Source organism: Lysinibacillus telephonicus (assembly GCF_039654155.1).
GTDB lineage: Bacteria > Bacillota > Bacilli > Bacillales_A > Planococcaceae > Ureibacillus > Ureibacillus telephonicus.
On the sequence record NZ_CP155468.1, the window covers coordinates 3,833,762 to 3,853,985 of the forward strand.

Consider the following 20,224-nt stretch of genomic DNA (forward strand, 5'->3'; position numbering starts at 1 on the left):
ATGATGTTCACCCTAAAATTAAACTACAAAAAATTTAACTTTTAGGACATCATAATATGAATTGTACTTTCTGCTTCTTTATATGGTTGAAATACTCTCGTAATTAAATAGCTGTCATTATTAATGCTATTCCTTGACCGCCCCCGATGCAAAGACTCGCTGCTGCATACTGCCCTCCACGGCGTCTTAATTCATAGGCGCTTGATAGAATGATTCTGGTACCGCTTGCCCCAACAGGATGTCCTAGAGCAATGGCACCACCATTGACATTTGTAGTATCTCGATTTAATCCTAATTCTTTTTCAACAGCTAAGTATTGAGCAGCAAATGCTTCATTTACTTCAACTAAATCCATATCTTCTAAAATTAAGTTTGCTCGTTGTAAAGCCTGCTTTATTGCAGGAACTGGACCGATTCCCATAATCGTTGGGTCGACTCCTGCAACTCCCCAAGAAATAATGCGTGCAATAGGCTTAAGTCCGTTTTCTCGAACAGCTTTTTCGCTTGCAACAATAACAGAAGCTGCCCCATCATTAATTCCTGAAGAATTTCCTGCCGTTACAGTACCATCTTTTATAAACGCAGCCCGTAATTTCGATAAACTTTCGAGATTGGTATTTTCCTTTATATGCTCATCGACTTCAATAGAAATTTCATTTTTCCTCGTTTGAATAGTAACTGGTACAATCTCTTCTTTAAAGTACCCAGCAGAACGTGCATTGACAGCCCTTTGATGGGAAAGTGCCGCAAATTCATCCTGTTCCTCGCGTGAAATATTATATTGCTGTGCTAATTTTTCTGCGGTCATCCCCATTCCTGATCCAGTATACTGGTCAGTTAAGGTAGCTTGGAGCATATCGACAAATTGTAAATTTCCCATTTTCGAACCGTTAAACCGTTGTTCAAAATTAGAATACGGAGATTGCGACATATTTTCTGTTCCTCCAGCCAGAACAATGTCAGCTTCTCCTAACAATATTTGTTGAGCCGCAGTTACGATTGATTGCATACCTGAACCACATAAACGATTTACTGTTAAAGCCGGGGTTTCTTTTGGCACCCCTGCATTCAAACCAATATGTCGAGCAAGATAGGATGCATTCACACCAGTTGCAATTACTCCACCGTAAACGACATGATCAACTTGTTCAGGATGCACCTTTGACCTTTTTAATGCTTCTACAGCAGTAGCAGACCCAAGCTGTACAGCATCAATGCTTGCAAATGAACCACCAAATGACGTAAAAGCAGTTCTTGCTCCATCTACTATATATACATTGCTCATATCCAATCCCCTTTATCTTAAAATTATGTTGTTTTACTTTCTATTGGTTTTAATGTATGTTTTAACACTTTCCCCGAAGCATTGCGCGGCAATTGATCTAAAAATTCTACTTCCAATGGAACTTTATATTTCGCAAGCTGTGTTGCACAATAAGATAAAATCTCTTCTTCTGTAATAGACGCTCCTTCTTTTAGAACAGCAAATGCCTTTGGAACCTCACCGTAAACCTCATGGGGCACTCCAACAACAGCTGCTTCAAGAATTTGTGGTATTTGATATAAAACTTCCTCTACTTCAATTGGATAAATGTTTTCTCCACCACAAATGATCATATCTTTTTTACGATCGACTATAAATAAAAATCCTTCTTCATCAAAACGTCCTAAATCCCCTGATAATAACCAGCCATTTTGTAATGTATTTGCGGTTTCTTCTGGATTTCTAAGGTACCCTTTCATTACTTGAGGGCCCTTTACACAAATTTCGCCTACTTCCCCAAGTGATACTTCTTCACCATATGCATCTACTAACTTAATCTCTGTTTTTGATAATGGTCTGCCTACAGATCCTATTTTCGTTAATGCATGTTCATCTGTTAAAGAAGAGGCAGCTGGTGTATTTTCAGTTTGGCCGTAAAGATTTTGCACTTTTACATTTGGGAAAGTATCTTTTAATCGCTTCACTAACTCATAGGGCATAGGTGCAGCACCGTAGCAAAATAGTCTTAAATGTTCGAAATTATAATTCTTTAATTCTGGTTTGTTTAATAAAATCGTGTACATTGCGGGTACACCAAAAAATATCGAAGCCTTTGTTTCAACTAAATTCTTTAGCGTTCTATCAGGAGAAAATGCTTCTTCTATAATTACCGCTCCTCCACGATACATTGTCGGCACGGCAAAAACGTGGCTTCCTGCACAGTGGAATAGCGGTGTACAAATATACATCCGGTCATTAGCAGTCATATTCATAGACTCGGACCAAATGTCAGCGGTTTCGTAAATATTTTTGTGAGAAAGCATAACTCCTTTTGGTTTACCCGTTGTTCCTGAAGTATACATTACTACTGCAGTATCCTCTTCATTAACTGGAGGACTGTTAAAATGGATTTCATCTGCATTAAGAATGTCGCGTATTTTAGTTGAATTAATTTGTTCATTAAAGCTATGAAGGGAGCCTTCTATTGTTTGTTCAATTTTCTCATCATAGAATAATACTTTTGCTTCAGAATTTTTAAAGATGTATTCCACTTCTGGTGGAGCAAGCTTTGTATTAATAGGCATTATAGTAAGCCCTGCAAGCTGCACCCCATAGTAAACTGCCATAAATGCATCTGAGTTAAGCATAAATTGCGCTATAATATCCCCTTTTTTATAGCCCTGTTTTTGCAAGTACCCAGCAATTTTTTTGGCATTCTCATATAGCTCACTATATGTCCATTTATTCCCTTCAAAAACGATTGCTAGTTCATTAGGTTGATTCTTTGCGTGCTGTGCTAAAACATTTGTAATAAACATATAACTTCCCCCTTTTATTTATGAAATAAATCCTCATCCCCTAGCGGCTAAAGCTCTTTAATATTTCACTTTAAAATCTCTTTTGCAATAATCCCTTTCATAATTTCTGTTGTTCCGGCATATATCGCTGCAACTGGTATATCTCTGAAACGTCTTGCAATCTCGTATTCTTCCATATATCCATAACCTCCATGGAGCTGAAGACACTCACTTGCAACACGCTTTGCCATTTCACTAATCCACCACTTTGCCATCGATACCTCTTTTACAATCCTTTCCCCTGCAATATGCTTAGCTGCAAGAGAATTAATATAGTTGCGTCCTATATCAATCTCTGTCGCCATTTCTGCTAGTTTAAATTGTGTATTTTGGAAATTTGCTATTGTTTGATTAAAGGCTTTTCTGTTTTTAACGTAGTCCTTTGTTATACGAAACATTTCTTCTGCTTCAATTTGCACTTCAATGGCAACCAACAACCGTTCTTGCTGTAGTTTATCCATTAAATAGTAGAACCCTTTTCCTTCTTCTCCTAGTAAGTTTTGAGCAGGAACCTTTGCATCTTCAAAAATGAGTTCTCCTGTATCGGATGAATGCATACCTACTTTATTTAATTTTTTACCCCTTTTGAAGCCTGGTGTTCCATCTTCTACAACGATTAGACTAATGCCTCGATGTGCTGGACTAGCCTGTGGATCAGTTTTGCAAACAACTACTACATAGTCAGCATGAATGCCATTTGTTATAAAGGTTTTTTCTCCATTTAAGATATAAAAATCACCTTCAGGGCGAGCTGTTGTTTGAATACCTGCTAAATCAGATCCTGCACCTGGTTCAGTCATAGCAATTGCAGAAATATATTCTCCTGATATACTTTTTGGAAGCCATTTTTCTTTCTGCTCTTCCGTACCATACTGTTCTATATATGGTGTAACTATATCTGAATGCAGCACGATTCCACTTGCGGGCCCTGCACCAACCCGCTCTAACTCTTCCGCTAGAATCATAGAGTATCCAAAATCAAGCCCCATCCCACCATACTGTTCACTTACTTGTGGACATAAGAAACCATGCTCTCCAAGCTTAAGCCAAAATGACCTAGGGACATCCCGTTCTTGTTCCCACTGTTCAAAGTATGGATAGGCGTCTTTTTCTAGCATTTTTCGAAGTGATTTTCTAAACATCTTATGTTCCTCTGAAAAAATATCCCCAATCATATTTTTCTCCCCAATCAGATTGTAGAATTTTCTGAAAATATAATCATATTTTAACAAAGGATTCTTCAACTAAGCAACAAAACAAAGTGAAATACGTTCGTTTTCGAGGGTATTAAGTACATTAAAAAAGAAAAAAACTCAATTGAGACATTTGTTCAATCGAGTTTAAAATCGCTTTATTAATGATATTGTAATTTCTGATCAATTAGAATTTGCTGTAATTGTTTAAGTTTGTTTATAACAATATTTGAAACGTCTGTTATTTCTTCCATAAATTTTTCAGCTAATTCCTTATCTTCAGCATGATAAGCTTCAACAGCTTTTTTTGCGATTATGTATACTTGTTCATGTAATTCCTCTAAATCCTGAAAAGCCTTCTCCGCACCTAATAATTCTTTGCCTTTTCCGTAGTACCACTCGCCTAATCTCGAAGTTTTAGGCGAACCAATATCGTCTGTAGTCATCTTTTCAAAGCCTAGAATTAGATTATAAATTTTCCATCTCCATAAAAGATGGTCAGTAATCGCAACCTCTATAATATCTTCTTGGCTTAATATGAAGTTTTTAGAAATGGTCTTTGTACGATAACCATCAATCATTTTACTTAATTGATAGATAGCAAGACCAACTTCAAATGTAATGGCTTTACTACGTTCTGCACTTTCTGCAATATTTTTGTTTCGTTCAGAAATAGAGGAGGATGACTGAGCTTGAATTTTGGCCGCTGTTACAATTTCATCAAAACGTTCACCTTGTATTTGTAATGCATTATTTAGCTCAAATAATGTTTTTGTAACTTGTGACGCTTCTCTAACGCTGCTATGCAAGTCGTTGGCTGATTGCTTTATTTGCTGGTCAATCTCACTTGTAATTTGCAATAGCTTCTCAATATCATCGTTTATTGATTGTACAGAATGCTTTGTATTGTCAGCTAAATTTCGAACCTCTTCAGCTACTACTGCAAACCCTTTCCCTGCTTCCCCAGCTCTGGCCGCCTCAATCGATGCATTAAGTGCTAATAGATTCGTCTGCTCTGCAATATCCTGAATGAAGGACATTAATTTTGAAACACTACTAAATGTTTCACATCCATTTGGATTTTTTGTTGACCATCATCTGTATTTTGAAGAATTGTTGATACATGTTTTAAAGAGGATATATCGTGGTTTAATTGATTCAATGCTTGCTGAGTTTGCATTGCAACATCTCCCACTGATGCTGCAATTTCTTCAATACTTGCATCAAGTTCTTGCATAGCATCACTTGCTAATATATTACTTCTTGCTGCTGTACTTCTTGGAATTGAACAAGCTCTTTTATTTGTTCAAGCTGTGTATTGTATTTAATAATTTCTCCCAGTCCATTTACTACTGAACCACCCTGTATTTCGATATAGGTTTCAACAATAATCTGGATATCAATTGTAACTAAACTATCATATGTAAGTAGTATATCCATCATTGTACGTTCATTTTTAGAAAAACTTTTTATAATAAGCGGAATAAATAATTGATTAATTAATGTATAAGCGGAAATCATCCAATTAGGTAAAACACCAATTTGAGCATGCGTATAAGCAATTTTCCGCCGTTTAAAAACATATTCAATTGATAATTCATCCTCGAATAAGCTAACAAAATGTCGATCCAAAGATACTTTTAAGCGTTCAACAGAAGAATAAGTAGTAATAATGTAATTTAACTCTGGAATCTCCAATAGTCGCTTGTAAAACATATCAAGTATATACTCTTTATTTTCATTGTAAAGTTTATGTAAAGAGCGTACAGAATCACGTCGAATTTTAGTTAAAGCTAGAAAATCCAATTTTTCTTTAAAGCGTTCGTTTGTTTCTATATCAGAAATTTGAGATTGTGAAAAGTATTCATAGTTTTGAAGCCTCTTATATTTTCCAAACATAAAATGACCCTCCTTAACAAGAAAATAAATGCTAAGTAAATTCTAATATACAAAAGTTAAAAACGGATTATAAAATATGTATATTTTGTCAATATTTTAGGTAATTTCGGTGACAAAATACTATGTGCATGATGCTAATAGGGTGACTGCCCTGAAAGTTTATTCTGGACAGCCAACCTAAAGAAAATGATTAATTAAGTTGCTCTTACCATCCTCGGAAAAAAGGGCATCCAAAATAACTTTTGGGATGCCCCTTTTAAGACTTCTATCAGCTATGTTTCTTCTCATCTGGAGATTCTTTTCGAAATACCTCTGTAATGAGTTCATCATCTTCAGTTTTAACACGTTTATTTAACTCTTCAACAGGTATCGCATCAACAGTTTGCATATCTTCATGCAAATCAAAAAGACTAATATTTTCAGAATTCACCATATCAGGTTTATCCGTATAAGGTAAATCTGCGTATACATTCTTTGACTCCGGCAGAGAGTCCCAGTCTTTTTCCATACCAACACACTCCTTTATCATAGTGTGTGTAATGAAAGGTTAAATATGCAAAATTTAAAAACTCTCGGTTATGTCAACATATAATTTAATTGATCTGCAAAGCTTATATTCTTTGTACTCCACTTTCTTATTGGACAATCAATCACTTTATAAGGTAATCCCAATTTTTGAATAAATTCCGTAAATTTATTATCAAACCAAGGTGGACTCCAAGCTCCTGATCGGCAGATATGTATTGCTGATGTCTTAATGCCACTAGGTAAATTTTCAAACTGCAAATAATTAATATTAAAAATATTGTTTATTTGTTTAAAGTATTCAGGTTGTTCCTTTGTAAAAGGACTATAAATTATATGTGCTTTTTCAATATCTTGTTGTTTTAAAAGTTTACCGAGCCAATTTGCACAATTCACTTCAAATTCAAGAGATTGTAAGCCGCCATAGCCTAAATCAGAATGTGCATCAAAAAGATAAACCTCTCTGCAATGATATTTTTTTGCAATTTCATAAGATAATGTATGGGAATCTGAAACAATTACTTCTGTATTTTCACTAATTTGAAATACTTGTTTTATTTTATCCCAAAATTTTTCTATTTCATGTGAAAGCTGAAAAGACTTTTGTAGATTTTTCCCTTTTGCCTTCGCTTGAATATAGCGTTTATACCAGGCATCTATAATCGTTTTTTTATTTTCTACATATGAAACAATCCCTTGATTTTCTGTGGAAATAAAATAGTCCCAATCGATTGATAATAAACTGTTCCCCATTCATATCACCTCAAAAATCAATATGTAGTTTTATAAACACTCACTAGCCTCATGTGACTATATAGTAATATTAATATTTATGAATCTATGAATCAAATAATAAATCCCATTAATTGTAAAAGCAATTCCAGAAAAGCAAAATTTATAGAGTTGTTTTTGTTAAAATCAAATTAATAACAAAAGGGGAATTGATGTATGATGTAGCAATTATTGGAAGAGGTTCCGCTGGGGGAAGCGCTGCGATATACACTGCAAAAGCTGGTAAAAAAACTGTTTATTGACAGCAACCAAGGAGCAACAAAACTGGCAATGCTGTATAACCATTATGGTACTGCAGATTCTGATTTAGTTGAAACAGGTTTAAACCAAGCAAAAAATATGGCGCCGAACTTGTTGAAACAAAGGTAATGAACCTTTCAAAAACATCTATTAGAATCTGAAAATGGGGTAATTGAGGCAAAGCAAGCAATTTTAACAACAGGGTTTCTTACAGACCTAGCTGAAAGCATTGGACTTGCTACAAAACCCAGAACTGAACCACAAGTAAAAAAATTTTTGAAGTTGATGCATTAGGTAAAACAAATATTGAAGGCATTGGGCAGCAGATACGTGTGCTGGTGTAAGTGTACATACCATTATTACTGCTTGAGATGGAGCCAAAATAGCTATTAATTTAATTAGTGATTTAAACGGCGAACGCTATGTTGACCATGATGTACTGAAATAAAAATCATAATGCAAAGTAAATTAGCGTCTCTAAGTTAAAGAGACGCTGATTTCTTAATTTAATGGCGGTTGAATTTTTCTTTTTATTTCCTCAGAATTAGTGTCGCTAAATTGAGCTGTATTATGACCGCCTCTTTTCGCAAGCATTTCTAATACCTCTTTATAAGACAGTCCTGACTGTGCATTTTTTCGTTTAACTTCTTCTATATCAGTGCCAGCAACTGTAAATTGTTTTTTTCCTTGCTCCAATTTTAATTCCTCCCTTCATATTTATAGTTCCTAAAAAAATTTACATTATGAATTGGAATTATGTATAAATTCTTTTTAAAATACTCATTTTAAAAAAACGCCCCATAGAGAGGCGTTTTAAAAATTCATTATTTATTTTTTCCTTGCTCTGCTTGAGCATTTTGACGTCTTACTTCTTGGATATCAGTACCTGACACTGTTTGACCCGCAGAAGGTTGACTAAATGGTCTAGCAAATGGAGCACTTTCTTGTGCAATCTCTTCTCTTACCTTTTGGATGCTTGTACCCGAAGCTGTTTTACCAGCTGCTGGTTGATTTTGTTGACCAGCAAAAGGTTGTGCAAAAGGAGCACTCTCTTGTGCGATTTCTTCTCTTACTTTTTGAATGTTTGTACCAGAAGCTGTTTTACCAGCTGCTGGTTGGTTTTGTTGACCAGCAAAAGGTTGTGCGAATGGTGCACTCTCTTGTGCGATTTCTTCTCTTACTTTTTGAATGTTTGTACCAGAAGCTGTTTTACCAGCTGCTGGTTGGTTTTGTTGACCAGCAAAAGGTTGTGCGAATGGTGCACTCTCTTGTGCGATCTCTTCTCTTACCTTCTGGATGTCTGTTCCAGAAGCTGTTTTGCCAGCTGCTGGTTGATTTTGTTGACCAGCAAAAGGCTTTGCAAATGGAGCACTTTCTTGTGCGATTTCTTCTCTTACTCTCTGGATATTTGTACCAGAAGCAGTTGTACCGCCTACTGATTGACTAGAAAAACCTTGTCCATTACCAGCTTGTGCATTTTGTCGTTTTACTTCATTAATATCAGTTCCACTTTGAGTAAAGCGTTTACCATTATTCTGCATATCAAAAACACCTCCAAAAATGTTATGTCTTTATCATGCCTAAATAAAATAGAATTATGAGCAGAATTAATTTTTTTCTTAGGAATAATCAACAAACTGTTAACAAATTACATTTTCGATATATTATACAAGTAACAATTGTTGAAGGATTGATTAAATGAAATATGCATTTTTAGGGGATTTACATTCAAATATTGAAGATACTAAGGCTGTCTTAAATCACATTAAAGAAACTGCACCTAATGCCATTGTTTACGGTTTAGGCGATTTATATGAATGTAAAATAGGAAAGAAAAAAGCTCAAATGGTTTCAAATGTTCCGCTTAAAGAAGCTGCAATAGTTGAAGAGAAATTTGAAGAACTTTTAACGTTTCCTTCAATTAGAGGAAATCAGGAAGAACGGATAACACTTGTAACCGGAATCAAGCGGTTTGCTAATTTGCCCGAAAAAATAATGATTGAAGACGCTGCAATAATCCACGGTCACCAAATAAATTGGGACAAAAATTGGGAGCCTTCAGATACATCGTTAACAGACATTGATACGCCGCTTTTGTTCTTTGGTCATAGTCACAGAAGTGGCATCTATAGAAAAAACAAAAAACTTCCTATAAATATCCAATTTGGACAAGAGCTCCAGTTAGTAAAGAAAAAGTATTGGATTAATGTAGGTTCAGTAGTAGATCATCGGGAATGGTGTCTGTATGACAGCAACGCAAGAACAATTACTTTTATGAAGTCAATGTAATAAAGAGAAGATATTGAAACTCTTCCCTTGTTCCATTCAATACAGATATTTGCACGTATTGTCTGACTTTTTCCCACAAAGATCACTACAAACACTGCAAACTTTCAATAAGAAACAACTGTCAAATTAAAAAAGACTGTAGATTAGTCCAATTATGACTTTTCTACAGTCCCCTATCTTAAAGATACATTCTAATTAAAATACTCTGGATAAAAACCTTTTGCCAAAATTTCGATTGCTTCAGCAACACGTACTCCTTCAGAGGCTGCTGATAACGGCAATACGACAAAACGATTGTTTTTTGCAGCAGGAGTTGTACTTAAAGCTGGATCTGATTTAATAAAATTGATCTTTTCCTGTGCAGTTGTAGAACCATAATCAACTACTACAATCACTTCCGGTGCCTTATCAACTGCTTCTTCCTTTGAAACCGTTGTCCAGTTGCCTTCAATATCACCAAAAATATTGACTCCACCGGCTAATGTTATTAGTTCATTCATAAAATTTTGCGAAGCTGTAAAAATATCCGTTTCCCCACTATCAAATACAAGAACTGGCAGCTCCTTATCTACTTCTGGCAATTGCCCTGTAATCTCGGCTATATCTGTATTCATTTCTTCAATTAATTGCTCTCCGCGCTCCTCTACTCGAAAAATAGCCGCAATATTTCGAATATCATTATAAATATCTTCTAGTTTCGGTGCTACCATCGTTGAAGAGGTTTGTAAATATGAGTGGATACCTAGTTCAAGTAATTCTTCTTGTGATGCAATCGTTTTTTCATCAAATGCACTAGACCAGCCGCCGTATAAAAAATCCGGCTCTAAAGCAATTACTTGTTCCTTTGACGGATATTGATCAGAAATAACTGGTATTTTCTCATATGCTTCTTGTAATGGTTCGTAAATTTCATCATCTAAATAAGCTGTTCCAATCATTGAGTCTTCCAACCCTAAAGCAAGCATAATTTCTGTTACATGTTGATTTAATGAAATTGCTCTAGTAGGAGCTTCTGTGAATTCTTGGGTGAAACCGTTATTATCAATAACAATAACTTCTGATTTATCCTTTGATTGTCCACTAGATTGTTCATCCGTATTCTCTTTAGATTGTTGATTGGTTCCACATGCAGATAGTATTAGTAATAATATGAAAATAATTAAATGCCTTAATTTAAGATTCATTCACTTTCCCCTTCTCTTTATACTTTTTAGATACAAACTGCAAATATGGTTTATTTGTAAAAGGGTTTGTCATAATTTCTACATCTACATTAAATACATGTTTTAATTGTTCTACTGTCAGCACTTCCTCTGGAGATCCGAATGCACACAGCTTCCCTTTTTGTAAAAGGAGCAATTTATCACAATAAGTTGCGGCTAAATTTAAATCATGAATTGCCATAATAACTGTCATAGAACATTCACTAAGTAAATCCAATAAAGCAAATTGATGTTCAATATCTAAATGATTCGTTGGTTCATCTAAAATAAGGACATCTGTTTGTTGTGCCAATGCTCTAGCAACAATTACTCTTTTTTTCTCACCGCCTGAAAGACTGGAATAATTGCGATTTGCTAAGTGAAGCACATCAGCTTTTTTCATTGCATCTTCCACAATTTCCTCATCCGATTTTGAGTCCCGTTTTAATAGTTTTTTATGCGGAGTACGTCCCATAAAAACAAGTTCTTTTACAGTAAAATCAAAGGCAACAGAGGATTCTTGTGTAACTACTGCAACTTCCTTTGCAAATTGCTTCTCTCCAATTTCCCAAACGTCTTTTTCTCTTAACCATACTTGTCCATTTTGTGGTTTTATGTAACGATACAAAAGCTTTAACAATGTGGATTTCCCACTGCCATTTGGTCCAATCAACCCTATAAATTCCCCTTCAGGAAGGACTAATTGAATATTATTTAATATTTGTTTTTCTTGTAAGGAATAGTTAAGACTATTGATTTCATATAAATTTTTAGTCATTTGTTCCAAAGGTATAACCTTCCTTCCTCAACAGCCATATAAAGAATGGACCACCGCATAGAGCTGTTAAAATTCCTATTGGCATTTCTTCCGGTGCAATAATAATACGTGAAAGTGTGTCCGCCCATATTAAAAATATAGCTCCTATTAATGCACTAGAAGGCAATACATAACGATAATGTGATCCTACTAGCATTCGAACAATATGAGGAATAATTAATCCAACAAAGCCTATCGTACCGCTTACAGCAACAAGTACTCCCGTTAATAATGAAACACTGACAATGACAATTAATCGGAATTTTTCCAATGATATTCCTAAGGTTGTTGCAGTTTCTTCCCCAAGAAGCAGCGCATTTAGTGAATTTGTAAAGCAGTAAAGAAATAGAAAAACCGCAATACAAACAAGGATTGGAATTTGTATATTAGACCATTTAGCACCAGCAAGGCTCCCCAACATCCAATGCATTACAGCCTTCATCCCCCCCGCATCTTTTGTCATCATTAAAATAAAGTTCGTTATTGCTGAAAAAATAAGTGAGATAGCGATGCCTGCCAATAATAAACGTATTATCGATGTCCTTCCTCCAACACGAGCTAACAAAAATACAATGAATACAGTTATAAGTGCACCAATGAAAGCCGCTAATGATAATGCCCAATTTCCCAAAAATGAAAATGCACCTAGTATGATAACAGCTGTTGCACCTACTGACGCCCCAGAGGAAACACCTAGAATATATGGATCTGCAATTGAGTTTTGTACAAGCGCCTGAATAGCTGCTCCACTAATAGACAATCCAGCACCTACTGCTATTGCCAATAAAATTCTTGGAAGACGGATTTCCCAAATAATTGTCGATTGTGCTATGGATGCCTCTGTAAGCGAATTAGTAAATCCTAACTTCCAACAGAGGACATCCCATATAATACTTGGCGAAATATTTACTGAACCTACTAATATTGCCCCTACAATGGATGCAAATGTAATCAGAATTAGCAATAACAGAAAAATAGAAAAATGTTTTTTTATCATAATTTTTGCTCCCATAAAAAAAGTTAATGGATCAACCACTCTTCTTTCGGTAAATAAAAAACATGTAAACAGCGGAATGTTTACATGCGGAAGCAAAGAATATATGAATTACAATGCTTCCTATAATCCCGTAGGTACATTTTCGTTCATTCGGCAGGTCTCCTGACTTTACTTCATAGCAAACAAATCCCTTCCCGCATATGCAGTGGATATGATTTATTGCTCAGTTTCACAGTGGCGGGTACCGTGGCGACTTTTCATCGCACTTCCCTTTTAAATAGTAAAAATACTATACCGATGAACAATATTATTTTATTTGACCTATAAATTTAGAAAGGAGACTTTTTCCTGCATACAAAAAAGCCTGAATTCCTCTAATGGGGAAAACAGGCTTGTGTACACATATACATAAGAATGTGAATAAACACAAACGTATTGTAAACTGACTCACCTATACTTCTCCCACCGAAAAGTTTAGTTTACATTATTAAGCAGGTTTCCTGACTTAGGCTTCTCTTTACTCTCACACCTTCCTCAAAAAGAGTGGTCCTGTGATTTTATCAGCCATTACAGTAGCGGGGGCTGTACTAGATTCTCACTAGTTTCCCTTTTACCTCAACATTATGAGCACTTAATAACGATATTCAATTAATCTTTAAAAATACCATACCACAGTTTTACACTAATAGAAATATTATTAAAAGAACAAATAGATATTATTGTAAGCGGTATAAGATACTAACTTATTCCCGTTTTCTCCTCTGTATACATTTTCTCTATGTTTTTATCATAAAATGGTGCATGTCCGATTGTAAGGAGAAGTGCATGTATTATTTAAAGAAAGGTTTCGCTATTATTGTTGGTAGCATTTTTTTAGCTATAGGAATAAATCTCTTTTTAACCCCTTATGAAATTTTAGACGGTGGTATCATTGGGCTTTCACTAATTTTGCACTATTTATTCAGACTAAAAATTGGCTTAATGATTATTGTACTAAGCATCCCAATCTTTATACTGGCATGGTTTAAATATAAAAATTATTTTTTTAATAGTCTTCACGGCTTACTTATTTCATCCGTTGTAATTGATATGTTTAAACCTCTGCGTTTTCTTATTCAAATGGAGCCTATATTTAGTGCAATAATTGGCGGTATATTTGTTGGCTTTGGGATTGGATTAATGCTTCGTTTTGAAACAAGTACGGGTGGAACGGATTTACTGGCTCAATTTATTTCTGATAAAACTTCTATAAATGTTGGATTCGTTATCTTTATTATTGATGCAATCGTTGTATTATTAGGAGGTGCCTTTATTTCTACCAATACTTTACTTCTTTCAATCGTTACCATTATCGCAGTTGGCATCACCACTAGCTTTATAACAAGAAATTCTTATACATAAAAGAAGCTAGCCCAATACAAATCCTGCATCGTATTTTTCACTAAAGGTGAATAGCAGAAAATTAATATAGGACAAGCCTCTAGAATTATTTAAATTAACTTTTCAAGTCTGGATTTTTTCATGAAAGAAAGTTTCGTTTCTGAAATAATAATTGCGCACAAAATTAAAATAGCTCCGATAATCATTCTAGGCGTTAATACTTCACCTAATAAAATAATGGAGAAAACCATGCCCCAGAAAGATTCCGTAGAAAGAATTATGGCCGTTTTCGTTTCACTCGTGAACTTTTGTGCAATTGTTTGGAAAAGATATGCAATGGTTGTAGAGAAAATACCTAAATAGAAAATAGATGAAACTGCCTCCAACTCCATTGAAAAATTCACTTCTCCTTTAAATAGAACAACAATGCATGCTAGTATTGCCGCAAAGAACATTTGAATAATGGTTAAAGTAATTGGATCTTCATCTTTCACATACTTCGCTGTATAGAAAATTTGATAAGCAAACCCAACGGCACAGCCCAAAGTAAGCAAGTCCCCTATGTTCACATCTGTTGAAAATTGAAGTGAAAGAAACCCAATCCCAACAATAGCAAGAATTGCTCCGGTTAGTTCAAACTTATCAATTTTTCTTTTGTATGCTAAAAATGCAATGAACGGTACAATCACAACATTGACTGCTGTTAAAAACGCATTCTTTGATGGGGTTGTATATTGAAGCCCAACCGTTTGCAATGCAAAGGCTACATATAATAAAGCCCCTAAAACAAATCCTTTTAAAATAATACTGCGATTTAAGCCTCTCAGTTTCTTATAAAAGATAATGCTTAATATAATAAAACCAACTAAAAACCGTCCAGCTAATACTTGATAGGGAGTATAGTACTCTAGTGAAACTGCACTAACAACAAATCCACTTCCCCATATAATTGCTGTAATACACAGCATGATTTCTCCAATATACTTTTTCATTGCTGCCTCCACATATATGTAATGATTAAAATCTGAATATTAATTATATAATATTTACATATATTTGAATATTTATTTTTATGTAAAGATCAGTATATTTAATCATTGTAGTAAAACAATAGCATAAGGGCTACTTTATCGAATCAATAAATCCTTGGATCATCAATTCAAAAGTCTTTTCAATACTAACTGGGAGTCCGAATGCAGCCTTTTGTTCTAATGTGGAAAAGCCATGAAGAAGGCTTCTTAAAGCTCTTATCGCATGAATCTTATACTCTTCTGATAAGTTATAATCTGAAAAGCAGCTGCTTAATAAAGAAATTATTCGGCTGCTGGCTGCTTGCAGTTCATAATCATCTGGTTCAGGAGCACGCAAGATTAGTTCATATATCCCTGGATGTTCCCTTGCAAACTGAATATATGCATATGCAAAAGAAAAAATTGCTTCATTTTTGTTCTTCTCTCTCGATGCTTCTTCAATCTTTTCATAAAATAAAGTTAACCCATATAAGGACAGCTCACGCTTGATGCTATGAAGGCCTTCAATATGGTTAAACAAAGAAGGGGGACGAACATTTAATTTTCTAGCAATTGTGGCTAAAGTTAGGGAATCAACCCCTTCTTTATCTACCAATTCGGCTGCAGTTTCTATAATACGTTTCACATCTAATCCAACTCTTGGTGACATGTTACTCTTTCCTTTCCTACCGTTTCAACAAAATCTCTTCAGCTTCAATAATTGCCCGGGCTATATTTTTTTCAGGATTTTGTATTATTGTGCCATGTCCTGCCGCTAGTAAAGAAGGCTTTAATTCCAGAATTTTTTTAGCGCTTTGTATGGCTATTTCTTTATTCCATGTTGCAAATGCAGGGAATGGGAAACTCTTTACAATCTTGCCGCTTACTGCGATTTTCCCTCTTGTTTGAAAGGCATCACCAACTATGATATGACCTGTTTTTTGTGCATATAGTGAGATTGAGCCTGGTGTATGTCCAGGTGTTTCCACTACTTCAAGAGAACCAATTTTATCCCCTTCCATCAATAATCGATTGGGTTCTGTTATTATCCCTTTTGGAATCCCACCTTTAATCGGTGTTTGTGGTTCACTTTCATTTAATGAAACATCCCCTTTTAATAAGCGGCTATCACGAACAGAAATTGAAAAGCAGGCCTCTGGAAAGCTTTCTTTTAGCTTATCTAATGATCCAACATGATCACCGTGTGCATGTGTCAAAATGATATTTGTTAGCGGCTTGCCTATATTTTTAATAGCATCGACAATTCCTTTAAAACTAGCTGGCATACCCGTATCAATTAAAGTAATTTCATGTTGTTCCTCAAAAATATAGCAATTCACAGGAAAAAGCAGCGGCCATAAAGTTAACTGATACATTTCCCCATATTTTGAAACCTTCATTCTACCCATCCCCTTTAATATAATAAAAACTAATACCGTTAGTTTTTATTATAACTAATGGCATTAGTTTTTCAAGTGATATTATGGAAACTTTTTCTTAAGAAAAGTAAGTGGCTGCCTAGAAAGCAACATTTTCTAAAACAGCCTCTCCTCTTCACACTAGTATGCGTATCAAAATAGCGGACTTTTGTTAAACCCAGCCATTTACTACAACTTCTTTTCGTTTATTTTCATTACGTTTAATAATCACACTTATTTTCTGGTACCACTTAGTACATTCTTTTAAAATATCCTTATATTCATCTAAATCTTTTGGAATGGCTTGTTCGTTATCTAAAAAAATATATTCAATAATCGGATTCGATAAATCATCTACAACGAGCTGCAGCATAAGCTTTTTAACTTCCTTATTCGATTTTTCCTCTGATTTGTTTTCTGATTCCGCATCGTATCCTTTCACATGAACATCAATTTTGGAACCACCATCAATTAAAGACCAGCCGTGCACACCACCTTTAGAAGTAAGTGCTATATTATTGCCATCCTCTACAATCGCTACTTCATATAACTCATGAAATGCGTACTCTCTTGCTTCAAATTCCTCCTCAGTATCCTCTCTTTGGAGTATTCGAAAAGTATCAGAATGTTCGTCTATCAAAAGTGCTTGTAAGCAATCAGAAGATAAAATATAGCGAGTATGAGGATACTCTTCTATTTGTTCGATTGTGTCCTGCTGAATTTCTTCATTTCGCCTTTTCGATTCCTTATTTAACTCGTATAACCACCAGCCACCTAATGCAACAGCAACAAGAATAAAAATTGTTTTGCCAGTTTTGAATGCTAAATATAGATAAATAGCTTCTAAGAGTAATAGAAATAACTGCAACAATCCTCTCACCCCATTTTCATATATTCTTTTGGAAGTTTTCTAGTAGTTACTAAAAATACTATTCAAGAACTTCTTTTTTCATTCTCTTTTTAATAGAATTTAAAAATAAAAAAATAGAACCCTTTGAAGGATTCTTTATCTAAGTGATAATAAGGTTAGTTATATAAGTAAACTTGCAAGTTAGCTTGTTGATCAATTGTAGCCAATAATACATCCTGAATGCCAACTTGATGTGTTGATTGGAGTTCATTAACAATCCAATCTTCATTTTGTGAAATTTTGTTTAACTGATGATAATCGATTTTTCCCTCTTTAATAATAGCCACAGGAAGAGAATATGGTTGTTTTGGCAAATTCATATCTTTTGGAGTTAACGTTTGATTTTCAGGATAAAGAAAACTTGATATAGATCCGTCTGGTTCCCAAAATGCAAAAGCAACTTTTTCTATATCATCTACTTTTTCTTTCCTTAATTCTGAAAGTAAATAATCAATCGAAATTCTAGCTTTTGTTAAGTTTTTAGATAGAATTTTCCCATTCTTAATAAGTGGTATAGGTGTAGGTTCTATAAAATGTCTGAAGGAGATCCATTTTAAACTCAAGTAGATACATGCAATATACAATAAGATTAAGACCGACATTGTAATCATTGACCCACCCATCCCTAAACCTTCATCAGATAATGGATGGGCTATAATATTTCCAACAGTGATAGCCATAGCAAAATCAAGTAATCCAAGCTGAGAAATTGAACGTTGCCCCATAATTTTTGCTGCAAAAAATAAAAAAATAAACGCTACTACCGCTCTTAATATCCATTGAATTGCGTTTAGTGATTCTTGCCCATAAAGAAAATCCACAATGACACTCCTTCTAAAAGCTTTCTACTCCAAATTATTGTCACCTTTATTCCCACTATTATGCAAAGCATTAATAAATGGCGAACTAATACAAAAATTAATTAACCCTATTTTGAATTTGATTTAATTGAAATTTGTTCACTTTACTAACCTGTATAGGACTACAACCTTAAAGCTATACTTAAATTTAGTAAAAGTCGTTGAAAAGAGGGGTTAATTTGTCTGTTAATAATACACTTTCCATTTTTGCACTTGGCGGCATTAATGAAATCGGCAAGAATATGTATGTTATCGAATACGGGGACGATCTAGTTATCGTTGACTGTGGAGCAAAGTTTGCAGATGAAGCTTTGTTAGGAATCGATTTGATTATCCCTGATATTACTTATTTACAGCAAAATGAACATAAAATTCGTGGTTTAGTTGTTACCCACGGACATGAGGATCATATTGGAGGAATTCCTTACTTCTTAAAAAAATTAAATGTACCTATTTACGCTACTCGTTTTACTCTCGGTTTAATTGAATTAAAGCTAAAAGAACATAAGTTATTAAGAGAGTCTACATTAATCGAAATTCATTCTGAATCACAACTAGATTTTGGTGAAATTAAAGTTAATTTCTTTAGAACAAGTCATAGTATTCCAGATTGTTTAGGTATCGTCTTTAATACTCCCGAAGGAAATGTTGTTCATACAGGAGATTTCAAATTTGATTTAACTCCAGTAAATGATCAATATTCAGATATTCATAAAATGGCGAACATTGGTGAGGAAGGCGTGTTAGTTTTAATTTCTGAAAGTACGAATGCTGAACGACCTGGTTTAACCCCATCTGAACGGGAAGTCGGGTCACATATTGAGGAGGCATTTCTAAATGCTACTGGCAAAATTATTATTTCAACTTTCGCTTCCAACGTAAATCGCGTTCAGCAAATAGTTCATGCAACAATTAAATCAAATCGAAAACTCGCATTATTAGGCAGGAGTATGTTAAATGTTGTAAAAGTAGCAAGACAACGCGGTTATGTTGATATTCCTGATTGGCTGTTGATCGATGCTCGGGATGTTAAACAGCATCCCCCAGATCGTGTTGTCGTACTTTGTACAGGAAGCCAAGGTGAACCACTTGCCGCGCTTTCAAGATTATCGACGAATAACAATCGCGATGTAAAGGTTTTACAAGATGATACAGTCATTTTCGCTGCATCTCCTATTCCTGGAAACGAAAAGGACGTCTCCAAAATTGTAGATAATTTATTTCAGCTTGGCGCAAATGTTATTTATGGTTCATCTAAAATTACAGGAATGCATGTATCAGGTCACGGCTATCAGGAAGATTTAAAACTGATGCTCACATTAATGAAACCAAAATATTTTATTCCGATTCACGGTGAATATCGAATGCTTCATTTACATCGAATACTTGCTGAAACTGTTGGGGTGGAGAGAGAAAATACATTCATTATTCGAAATGGTGATGTGGTCGATGTTCAGCATGGTGAGGCTCGGCAAACTCGTAAAGTACAAGCTGGTGATACGTATGTAGATGGTGTTGGAGATGACGAAATTGGTGATATTGTATTGCGTGACCGCAGACAGCTTTCTGAAGAAGGGATGCTTGTCATCGTTTGTACGATAAACAAAGAAGATGGCAAAAGAATTTCTGAGCCAGATAGCATTTCACGTGGATTTGTTTATGCAAAAAATTCAGAAGAGCTTTTATTCAATATCAATGAAGTCGTTAAGGCAACTGTTGATCCCTTTAAGGATGCCAATGTTTTGGGTATGAAAAGGGCAATTAAAAAAGAGGTTGGACAATATGTATTTGAACAAACGAAGAAAAAACCAATGATTTTACCAATCATCATTCCGATTTAATCAATGGTGA

The 20,224-nt window shown here is 34.8% G+C and carries 21 protein-coding genes, 1 pseudogene and 2 riboswitches; of the genes and pseudogenes, 4 read left to right on the plus strand and 18 right to left on the minus strand.

Annotation, left to right across the window (positions count from 1 at the left end; translation table 11 throughout):
* Positions 1-103: 103 nt before the first annotated feature.
* From MKY04_RS18655 to MKY04_RS18690, 8 genes are all read right to left on the minus strand, one after another.
* Complete coding sequence (locus MKY04_RS18655; RefSeq protein ID WP_126293959.1) at positions 104-1,285, minus strand: acetyl-CoA C-acetyltransferase; 1,182 nt, start codon at positions 1,283-1,285, stop codon at positions 104-106.
* 23 nt (positions 1,286-1,308) lie between these two features.
* Complete coding sequence (locus MKY04_RS18660) at positions 1,309-2,802, minus strand: long-chain fatty acid--CoA ligase (RefSeq protein ID WP_346234927.1); 1,494 nt, start codon at positions 2,800-2,802, stop codon at positions 1,309-1,311.
* A gap of 65 nt (positions 2,803-2,867) precedes the next feature.
* The gene (locus MKY04_RS18665) at positions 2,868-4,016 is read right to left on the minus strand and encodes an acyl-CoA dehydrogenase family protein (protein WP_126293957.1); all 1,149 of its coding nucleotides are present in this window, start codon (positions 4,014-4,016) and stop codon (positions 2,868-2,870) included.
* Positions 4,017-4,195: 179 nt separating this feature from the next.
* The gene (locus MKY04_RS18670) at positions 4,196-5,074 is read right to left on the minus strand and encodes a methyl-accepting chemotaxis protein (RefSeq protein ID WP_346234928.1); all 879 of its coding nucleotides are present in this window, start codon (positions 5,072-5,074) and stop codon (positions 4,196-4,198) included.
* The gene (locus MKY04_RS18675; protein ID WP_346234929.1) at positions 5,074-5,271 is read right to left on the minus strand and encodes a hypothetical protein; all 198 of its coding nucleotides are present in this window, start codon (positions 5,269-5,271) and stop codon (positions 5,074-5,076) included. The genes MKY04_RS18670 and MKY04_RS18675 overlap by 1 nt, the downstream gene beginning before the upstream one ends.
* Positions 5,272-5,282: 11 nt before the next feature.
* Complete coding sequence (locus MKY04_RS18680; RefSeq protein ID WP_346234930.1) at positions 5,283-5,933, minus strand: protoglobin domain-containing protein; 651 nt, start codon at positions 5,931-5,933, stop codon at positions 5,283-5,285.
* A gap of 268 nt (positions 5,934-6,201) precedes the next feature.
* On the minus strand, positions 6,202-6,441 hold the full coding sequence (locus MKY04_RS18685) for a hypothetical protein (protein WP_126293955.1): 240 nt from the start codon (positions 6,439-6,441) through the stop codon (positions 6,202-6,204).
* 68 nt (positions 6,442-6,509) lie between these two features.
* Positions 6,510-7,211: an arginase gene (locus MKY04_RS18690; protein WP_126293954.1), complete on the minus strand. Its 702-nt coding sequence runs from the start codon at positions 7,209-7,211 to the stop codon at positions 6,510-6,512.
* Positions 7,212-7,402: 191 nt separating this feature from the next.
* Between MKY04_RS18690 and MKY04_RS18695 the strand changes: the two are divergent.
* Positions 7,403-7,938: pseudogene (locus tag MKY04_RS18695) on the plus strand (pyridine nucleotide-disulfide oxidoreductase).
* A gap of 53 nt (positions 7,939-7,991) precedes the next feature.
* Here the strand turns inward: MKY04_RS18695 and MKY04_RS18700 are convergent.
* Together MKY04_RS18700 and MKY04_RS18705 are read right to left on the minus strand one after the other, a co-directional pair.
* Positions 7,992-8,186 carry a gamma-type small acid-soluble spore protein gene (locus MKY04_RS18700; RefSeq protein WP_126293953.1) on the minus strand — a complete coding sequence of 65 codons (195 nt, stop codon included), beginning with the start codon at positions 8,184-8,186 and terminating at the stop codon, positions 7,992-7,994.
* A gap of 128 nt (positions 8,187-8,314) precedes the next feature.
* Complete coding sequence (locus MKY04_RS18705) at positions 8,315-9,031, minus strand: hypothetical protein (protein WP_346234931.1); 717 nt, start codon at positions 9,029-9,031, stop codon at positions 8,315-8,317.
* A 157-nt stretch (positions 9,032-9,188) separates the two neighbouring features.
* Between MKY04_RS18705 and MKY04_RS18710 the strand changes: the two genes are divergently transcribed.
* On the plus strand, positions 9,189-9,779 hold the full coding sequence (locus MKY04_RS18710; RefSeq protein WP_126293951.1) for a metallophosphoesterase family protein: 591 nt from the start codon (positions 9,189-9,191) through the stop codon (positions 9,777-9,779).
* Positions 9,780-9,970: 191 nt separating this feature from the next.
* On the opposite strand, the gene MKY04_RS18715 is transcribed toward MKY04_RS18710, so the two are convergent.
* From MKY04_RS18715 to MKY04_RS18725, 3 genes are read right to left on the minus strand one after another with little or no spacing between them, the layout of a single operon-like run.
* Entirely contained in the window at positions 9,971-10,963 is a 993-nt protein-coding gene (locus MKY04_RS18715; RefSeq protein ID WP_126293950.1) for an ABC transporter substrate-binding protein, read from the minus strand.
* The gene (locus MKY04_RS18720; RefSeq protein WP_346235890.1) at positions 10,953-11,759 is read right to left on the minus strand and encodes a heme ABC transporter ATP-binding protein; all 807 of its coding nucleotides are present in this window, start codon (positions 11,757-11,759) and stop codon (positions 10,953-10,955) included. The genes MKY04_RS18715 and MKY04_RS18720 overlap by 11 nt, the downstream gene beginning before the upstream one ends.
* Positions 11,752-12,795 carry a FecCD family ABC transporter permease gene (locus tag MKY04_RS18725; protein WP_346234932.1) on the minus strand — a complete coding sequence of 348 codons (1,044 nt, stop codon included), beginning with the start codon at positions 12,793-12,795 and terminating at the stop codon, positions 11,752-11,754. Before MKY04_RS18725 ends, MKY04_RS18720 begins: the two co-directional genes overlap by 8 nt.
* 135 nt (positions 12,796-12,930) lie before the next feature.
* Positions 12,931-13,108, minus strand: a riboswitch (cobalamin riboswitch).
* A 160-nt stretch (positions 13,109-13,268) separates the two neighbouring features.
* Positions 13,269-13,445, minus strand: a riboswitch (cobalamin riboswitch).
* 175 nt (positions 13,446-13,620) lie between these two features.
* Between MKY04_RS18725 and MKY04_RS18730 the strand changes: the two genes are divergently transcribed.
* Positions 13,621-14,196, plus strand: a complete 576-nt coding sequence (locus MKY04_RS18730; RefSeq protein ID WP_126293947.1) for a YitT family protein — start codon at positions 13,621-13,623, stop codon at positions 14,194-14,196.
* Positions 14,197-14,285: 89 nt separating this feature from the next.
* On the opposite strand, the gene MKY04_RS18735 is transcribed toward MKY04_RS18730, so the two are convergent.
* The 5 genes from MKY04_RS18735 to MKY04_RS18755 form a co-directional block, all read right to left on the minus strand.
* A complete protein-coding gene (locus tag MKY04_RS18735; RefSeq protein ID WP_126293946.1) occupies positions 14,286-15,167 on the minus strand; it encodes a DMT family transporter in 882 nt (293 codons plus the stop codon).
* A gap of 130 nt (positions 15,168-15,297) precedes the next feature.
* The gene (locus MKY04_RS18740) at positions 15,298-15,855 is read right to left on the minus strand and encodes a TetR/AcrR family transcriptional regulator (RefSeq protein WP_346234933.1); all 558 of its coding nucleotides are present in this window, start codon (positions 15,853-15,855) and stop codon (positions 15,298-15,300) included.
* A gap of 16 nt (positions 15,856-15,871) precedes the next feature.
* Positions 15,872-16,585 carry an MBL fold metallo-hydrolase gene (locus MKY04_RS18745; RefSeq protein WP_126293944.1) on the minus strand — a complete coding sequence of 238 codons (714 nt, stop codon included), beginning with the start codon at positions 16,583-16,585 and terminating at the stop codon, positions 15,872-15,874.
* A gap of 190 nt (positions 16,586-16,775) precedes the next feature.
* Positions 16,776-17,474 (minus strand): hypothetical protein, encoded by a 699-nt coding sequence (locus MKY04_RS18750; protein WP_126293943.1) that lies wholly within the window; start codon positions 17,472-17,474, stop codon positions 16,776-16,778.
* A gap of 155 nt (positions 17,475-17,629) precedes the next feature.
* On the minus strand, positions 17,630-18,334 hold the full coding sequence (locus tag MKY04_RS18755) for a DUF421 domain-containing protein (protein ID WP_126293942.1): 705 nt from the start codon (positions 18,332-18,334) through the stop codon (positions 17,630-17,632).
* Between the two features lie 281 nt (positions 18,335-18,615).
* Here MKY04_RS18755 and MKY04_RS18760 point away from each other — a divergent pair, with 281 nt between their 5' ends.
* A complete protein-coding gene (locus MKY04_RS18760) occupies positions 18,616-20,214 on the plus strand; it encodes a ribonuclease J (protein ID WP_246020266.1) in 1,599 nt (532 codons plus the stop codon).
* Positions 20,215-20,224: the final 10 nt, after the last annotated feature.

What these genes read in the sequence shown, in the direction of transcription:
- MKY04_RS18655 (WP_126293959.1), bottom strand. Translation starts at nt 1,285, where the DNA reads ATGAGCAATGTATATATAGTAGATGGAGCAAGAACTGCTTTTACGTCA.
- MKY04_RS18660 (WP_346234927.1), bottom strand. Translation starts at nt 2,802, where the DNA reads ATGTTTATTACAAATGTTTTAGCACAGCACGCAAAGAATCAACCTAAT.
- MKY04_RS18665 (WP_126293957.1), bottom strand. Translation starts at nt 4,016, where the DNA reads ATGATTGGGGATATTTTTTCAGAGGAACATAAGATGTTTAGAAAATCA.
- MKY04_RS18670 (WP_346234928.1), bottom strand. Translation starts at nt 5,074, where the DNA reads ATGTCCTTCATTCAGGATATTGCAGAGCAGACGAATCTATTAGCACTT.
- MKY04_RS18675 (WP_346234929.1), bottom strand. Translation starts at nt 5,271, where the DNA reads ATGCAAGAACTTGATGCAAGTATTGAAGAAATTGCAGCATCAGTGGGA.
- MKY04_RS18680 (WP_346234930.1), bottom strand. Translation starts at nt 5,933, where the DNA reads ATGTTTGGAAAATATAAGAGGCTTCAAAACTATGAATACTTTTCACAA.
- MKY04_RS18685 (WP_126293955.1), bottom strand. Translation starts at nt 6,441, where the DNA reads ATGGAAAAAGACTGGGACTCTCTGCCGGAGTCAAAGAATGTATACGCA.
- MKY04_RS18690 (WP_126293954.1), bottom strand. Translation starts at nt 7,211, where the DNA reads ATGGGGAACAGTTTATTATCAATCGATTGGGACTATTTTATTTCCACA.
- MKY04_RS18705 (WP_346234931.1), bottom strand. Translation starts at nt 9,031, where the DNA reads ATGCAGAATAATGGTAAACGCTTTACTCAAAGTGGAACTGATATTAAT.
- MKY04_RS18710 (WP_126293951.1), top strand. Translation starts at nt 9,189, where the DNA reads ATGAAATATGCATTTTTAGGGGATTTACATTCAAATATTGAAGATACT.
- MKY04_RS18715 (WP_126293950.1), bottom strand. Translation starts at nt 10,963, where the DNA reads ATGAATCTTAAATTAAGGCATTTAATTATTTTCATATTATTACTAATA.
- MKY04_RS18720 (WP_346235890.1), bottom strand. Translation starts at nt 11,759, where the DNA reads ATGACTAAAAATTTATATGAAATCAATAGTCTTAACTATTCCTTACAA.
- MKY04_RS18725 (WP_346234932.1), bottom strand. Translation starts at nt 12,795, where the DNA reads ATGATAAAAAAACATTTTTCTATTTTTCTGTTATTGCTAATTCTGATT.
- MKY04_RS18730 (WP_126293947.1), top strand. Translation starts at nt 13,621, where the DNA reads ATGTATTATTTAAAGAAAGGTTTCGCTATTATTGTTGGTAGCATTTTT.
- MKY04_RS18735 (WP_126293946.1), bottom strand. Translation starts at nt 15,167, where the DNA reads ATGAAAAAGTATATTGGAGAAATCATGCTGTGTATTACAGCAATTATA.
- MKY04_RS18740 (WP_346234933.1), bottom strand. Translation starts at nt 15,855, where the DNA reads ATGTCACCAAGAGTTGGATTAGATGTGAAACGTATTATAGAAACTGCA.
- MKY04_RS18745 (WP_126293944.1), bottom strand. Translation starts at nt 16,585, where the DNA reads ATGAAGGTTTCAAAATATGGGGAAATGTATCAGTTAACTTTATGGCCG.
- MKY04_RS18760 (WP_246020266.1), top strand. Translation starts at nt 18,616, where the DNA reads ATGTATGTTATCGAATACGGGGACGATCTAGTTATCGTTGACTGTGGA.